General features: G+C 73.2%; 1 protein-coding gene. It reads right to left on the bottom strand.

Annotation, left to right across the window (positions count from 1 at the left end):
• The coding region (locus tag FB457_RS34980) for a type I polyketide synthase (protein ID WP_145784704.1) at positions 1–5011 on the bottom strand (5011 nt) is incomplete at both ends.

Raw genomic sequence — 5011 nt, forward strand, 5'->3', positions numbered from 1 at the left:
GGAGATGACGGGGATGTCGGCGTCGCCGAGGGTGTGGTGGGTGAAGAGGTCTGTCAGGTGGTCGGTGAAGGTGTCGAGGATCGGTTCGGTGTGGGCGGTGTGGAAGGCGTGCGCGACCTTGAGCGCCTTGGTTCGGATACCGGCCTCGGTCAGCTCCGCGGCGAGTTCCTCCAGCGCGTCGAGGGGCCCGGCGAGGGCGGTGGAGACCTCGGAGTTGTACGCCGCGATCTCCACCCCTGCGTGCCGGTCCAGGTACGCGCCCAGGGGCTCGGGTGCGGACTGCACGGCGAGCATGCCGGTGCCCTCGGGCAGGCTGTGGAGCAGCTTCGCTCGCGTCGCGACCATGTCGGCGGCGGCGGCGAGGGGCAGGGTGCCGGTGAGGTGGGCGGCGGAGAGTTCGCCGATGGAGTGGCCGATGAGCGCGGTGGGCTGCACGCCGGTGGTCTGGAGCAGGCGGTAGCCGGCCACGTGGTGGGCGAAGAGAGCGGGCTGGGTGTAGAGCGTGGTTTCCAGCAGCTCCGCCGGCTCGCTGTCCTCCTCGGCGAACATCACCTCGCGCAGCGGCGTCCCGGTCCCCAGGTGCTCGTCGAGCGCCGCGCAGACCTCGTCCAGGGCCTTGGCGTAGGCAGGGAAGGTCTTGTACAGCTCGCGGCCCATGCCGGGGCGCTGGCTGCCCTGCCCGGAGAACATCACGGCCAGCCGGCCGCCGGTCTCGACGGGGCCGGGGCCGGTGACCAGTGCCGGATGCGTGGCGCCGGTGGCCAGGGCGGTGAGGGCTTCGTGGAGTTCGGTGCGGTCGGCGGTGACGACGCCCGCGCGGTGTTCCAGCTTCGCCCGCCCCGACCACAGCCCTGCCGCCAACGCGCCGGCCTCGACCTGGGGATGCTCCTCGACATACGCCGCCAGCCGCTCGGCCGACTGCGCGAGCGCGGCCGCCGTACGGGCCGAGACGACCACAGGCACCGGCGTCGGCTCTGCCGCCTCGGCGCTCGGCTCCGGCTTCGCCGCGGAGGGCTGCGCCGGGCCGGCCTCCAGGATCACGTGCGCGTTGGTGCCGCTGATCCCGAACGACGAGACCGCCGCGCGCCGCGGCTCACCCGTCTCCGGCCAGGGCCGCGCCTCGTTGAGGACGGCGACGTGGCCGGTGTCCCAGTCCACGTGGCTGGAGGGCTCGTCCACGTGCAGGGTCTGCGGGAGGTGCCCGTGGCGGAGGGCCTCGACCATCTTGATGACACCCGCGACACCGGCCGCGGCCTGCGTGTGGCCGATGTTCGACTTGATGGAGCCCAGCCACAGCGGGCGTTCCTCGCTGTGTGCCTGGCCGTACGTGGCGAGGAGCGCCTGCGCCTCGATCGGGTCGCCCAGCGTCGTACCCGTACCGTGCGCCTCCACGGCGTCGACCTGACCCGCACTCAGCCCGGCGTTGGCCAGCGCTTGTTCGATGACACGCTGCTGCGACGGGCCGTTGGGTGCGGTGAGGCCGTTGGAGGCGCCGTCCTGGTTGACGGCCGAGCCGCGCAGGACGGCGAGCACCTGGTGCCCGTTGCGCTGGGCGTCGGACAGGCGCTCCAGGAGGACGAGGCCCGCGCCCTCGCCCCAGCCGGTGCCGTCGGCGGCGTCGGCGAAGGGCTTGCAGCGGCCGTCGGCGGCCAGGCCGCGCTGGCGGGAGAACTCCAGGAACGCGGAGGGCGTGGACATCACGGTGACGCCGCCGGCGAGGGCGAGATCGCACTCGCCGTTGCGCAGTGCCTGCGCGGCGAGGTGCATGCCCACCAGGGACGACGAGCAGGCGGTGTCGATAGTCATGGCCGGGCCTTCGAGACCGAAGGTGTACGCCACCCGCCCCGAAGCCACGCTCGCCGCGCTGCCGTTGCCGAGATAGCCCTCGAAGCCCTCGGGGGTCCGGTGCATCAGACGCGGGCCGTAGTCGGCGTAGATGACGCCGGTGAAGACGCCGGTGTTGCTGTCCCGCAGGCTCGTGGGGTCGATGCCCGCCTGCTCGAACGCTTCCCAGGCGGTCTCCAGCAGCAGCCGTTGCTGGGGATCGGTGGCCAGGGCCTCGCGCGGGTTCATGTGGAAGAAGTCCGCGTCGAACCTGTCCGCGTCGTGCAGGAAGGCGCCGTGGCGCGTGTACGTCCTGCCCGTCGCGTCCGGGTCCGGGTCGTAGAGGTTGTCGAGGTCCCAGCCACGGTTGACGGGGAACTCCGAGACCGCGTCCCTGCCCTCGGCCACCAACCGCCACAGGTCGTCCGCGGAGCGGACCTCGCCCGGGTACCGGCAGGCCATCGAGACGATCGCGATGGGGTCGTCGTCGGTGACGGTGCGGGTGGCGAGCGCGCGGGGCGTGGCGGGCGATGTGTCGAGGAGCCGGCCGAGGAGGTGACGCGTGAGGGCGTCGGGGGTGGGGTGGTCGAAGATCAGGGTTGCGGGGAGGCGCAGTGCCGTGGTGGTGGTGAGCTGGTTACGGAGCTGGACGGCGGTGAGGGAGTCGAAGCCCAGCTCCTTGAACGGGCGGTGCGGGTCGATCGTCTCCCCGGTGCCGTGGCCGAGGACCGCGGCGATGTTGCTGCGGACGATGTCGAGGACGACCTTGTGCTGCCGCTCCGGCTCGGCGAGCGCGGCGAGCTGTTCCACGAGCGCGTTGCCGTCGGCCGCGGCCGAGGAGGCGGCGGTGCGCCGGCTCTGCCGGACGGCCAGGCCGCGGAAGAGGACCGGGAGCCGGTCGGGGGTGCGGAGGGCGGACGGGGTCACCGGGAGGCAGAGGTGGTGGGGCTGGGGGGTGGTGAGCGCGGTGTCGAGGAGGTGGAGGGCGTGGTCGGTGTCGAGCGGGGTGGTGCCGTGGGTGACGTTGCGGACCTCGTTGTCGCTGAGGTGGCCGGTGAGGCCGGTGGTGTGCTTCCAGTAGCCCCAGGCGAGGCTGGTGGTGGGGAGGCCCTGCCGGTTGCGGTGGTGGGCGAGGGCGTCGAGGTAGGTGTTGGCGGCGGCGTAGTTGGCCTGGCCGGGGTTGCCGAGGGTGCCGGCGGCGGAGGAGTAGAGGACGAAATGGGCCAGGTCCAGGTCCTGGGTGGCCTGGTGGAGGTGGTACGCGGCGTCGACCTTGGGGGCGAGGACCGAGTGCAGCGTCTCCGGGGTGAGTTGGGTGAGGGTGGCGTCGTTGAGTGCCCCGGCCGTGTGGATGACGGCGGTGAGGGGGTGCTGCTTGTCGACGGAGTCGACGAGGGTGCGTACGGCGTCGGCGTCGGTGACGTCGCAGGCCGCGAGGGTGACCTGGGCGCCGAGTGCGGTGAGTTCGTCGCGGAGAGCCGTGGCGTTGGGGTGGCCGGGGCCGCTGCGGGAGGCCAGCAGGAGGTGGCGTACGCCGTGCTCGGTGATGAGGTGACGTGCCGTCAGGCTCGCGAGACCGCCGGTGCCGCCCGTGATCAGAACGGTGCCCTCGGGGTTGAGGGGCCGGGGCTCGGCGTCGGTGGCGGTGGACCGCGTCAGACGCGGGGTGAGCAGTCGCCCGTCGCGCAAGGCGAGTTGCGGTTCGCCGGTGGCCAGCGCTTCGGCGAGGTACGGGACGTCGGCCGCGTCGGCATTGATGTCCGCGATGTCGGTGTCGATGAGGCGGATACGGTCGGGCTGTTCGTTCTGCGCGGTACGGACCAGGCCCCACAGCGGCGCATGCGCCAGGTGGACGTCCTCCGCCGGGTCTGTGGCGACGGCCAGGTGGGTGAGGACGACGAGCTGCCGGTCGGTCTCGTCGTTGTCGGCCAGCCAGTTCTGGACGTGGGTCAGCAGCGCCTCGGTCGCGACGTGGGCCGCCGCGGGACTGTCCTCGGCGGCCGGCGCGGCGACGTACACGTCCACCCGGCCGAGATCCACCTGCTCCACCGGAGCGGCCGCGGTGGGGCTCCAGGCGAGGTGGAAGAGGCTGTTGCGGGTCGCGGCGCCCGCCTGGGCGCCGCTGGTCAGGGCGGTGGCGTCGACGGGGCGGGTGTTGAGGGCGGCGATGGTGGCGACGGGCGCGCCGGTCGGGTCCCAGGCGCGGAGGGCGAGGTCGGGGCCGTGCTCGCCGGTAGGCAATAGGGTGGCACGGAGGTGGGTGGCGCCGGTGGCGTGGACCGACACACCGCTCCACGCGAACGGCAGCCGCAACTCCTGTGCCGCCTCGCCCTCGTCGCCGAGGGTGCGGGTGGCGAGCGGGTGGAGGGTGGCGTCGAGCAGGGCCGGGTGGATCGTGTGGCCGGCGGTCTCGGCGTCCTCGGCGAGGCTGATATCCGCGTGGAGGGTCCCGTCCGTGTGCGACCAGGCGGCGGTGACGCCCTGGAAAGCGGGCCCGTACTCGTAACCGGCCGCCGCCATCCGGGCGTAGAGGCCCGCGATGTCGAGCTGCTCTGCCCCGGTGGGGGGCCACTGCGTGAGCGGTTCGGGTGCCTCGGCCGGTTCGGCGGTGAGGGTGCCGGTGGCGTGGCACGTCCAGGGCTCGGGCTCGGCGTCGTCGGTGTGCGGCCGGGAGTGGATGGTGACCTGCCAGCGCCCTGGGTCGCCGCTCTCGGCTCCCGCCTCGGGGCTCGCGGTGACCTGGAGGTCGCGAGTACCGGTCTCCTCCAGCACCAGCGGTGCCTGGAGCGTCAGTTCTTCGAGGTGGGTGGCGCCGGTGTGGTCGCCGGTGTGCAGGGCGAGGTCCACGAGGGCGGTGCCGGGGAGCAGCACGGTGCCGGCGACCGCGTGGTCGGCGAGCCAGGGGTGGGTGCTCAGACCGACCCGGCCGGTGAACACGATGGTGGCGTACGAGCCTTCCGCGCCGGCGGCCGAGTCCTCGCCGCCGTCGGCGAGCTGCACGGCCGCACTGAGGAGCGCGTGGGCGCTGCTGATCTGGCCGAGGTCGCCGGCGCTGGTGAGCTGCGCCGAGGTCTGGATCCAGTAGCTCTCGCGCTGGAAGGGGTAGGTGGGCAGCTCGGGCAGCAGCTCGGTGGAGTCCTCGGCGCCGGGCAGGAGCGGGCTGAGGTCGATCGGGTGGTGGTGGGCG

It is taken from the genome of Streptomyces sp. CNZ287 (assembly GCF_007827615.1).